The 506-nt window shown below is 64.6% G+C and carries 1 protein-coding gene; it reads right to left on the bottom strand.

Going from position 1 to position 506, the window contains the following annotated elements:
• A partial coding sequence (locus ACR30Z_RS22615; protein ID WP_434374683.1) for a lipoyl synthase occupies positions 1–506 on the bottom strand: 506 nt, incomplete at both ends.

The following is a 506-nucleotide window of genomic DNA, read 5'->3' as shown; positions in this document are numbered from 1 at the left end:
GCGGGGATTTCCCAGCCCTTCTTCCGCATCGCGGTGGCCCACAAACGGCCTGCCCGGTACGAGGACCGCACCAACGGCCCGGACATGACACCCAGGAAGCCGATCTCCTCGGCCTCGTGCTGGAGGTCCACGAATTCCTGGGGCTTGACCCACCGGTCCACCGGGAGGTGCCGCTCGGAAGGGCGCAGGTACTGGGTGATGGTGATCAGGTCACACCCGGCCTGGTGCAGGTCCCGCAGGGCTTCGGAGATTTCCTCCCGGGTCTCGCCCATGCCCAGGATCAGGTTGGACTTGGTCACCATGCCCAAATCCCGGCCCTGGGTAATGACATCCAGGGACCTCTCGTACCGGAACGCCGGACGGATCCGCTTGAAAATCCTCGGCACGGTCTCCACGTTGTGCGCGAACACCTCGGGCTTGGAATCACAGATCGCCGCGATGTGCTCAGGCTTGCCGGAGAAGTCCGGGATCAGCAACTCCACCCCGGTACCCGGGTTCAGTTCGTG

Origin of the sequence: Paenarthrobacter sp. FR1, assembly GCF_051106045.1 — a bacterium.
GTDB classification, from domain to species: Bacteria; Actinomycetota; Actinomycetes; order Actinomycetales; family Micrococcaceae; genus Arthrobacter; species Arthrobacter nitroguajacolicus_A.
Note: the sequence above shows the minus strand (reverse complement) of the source record. Positions and strands in the feature narration are given on the sequence as shown.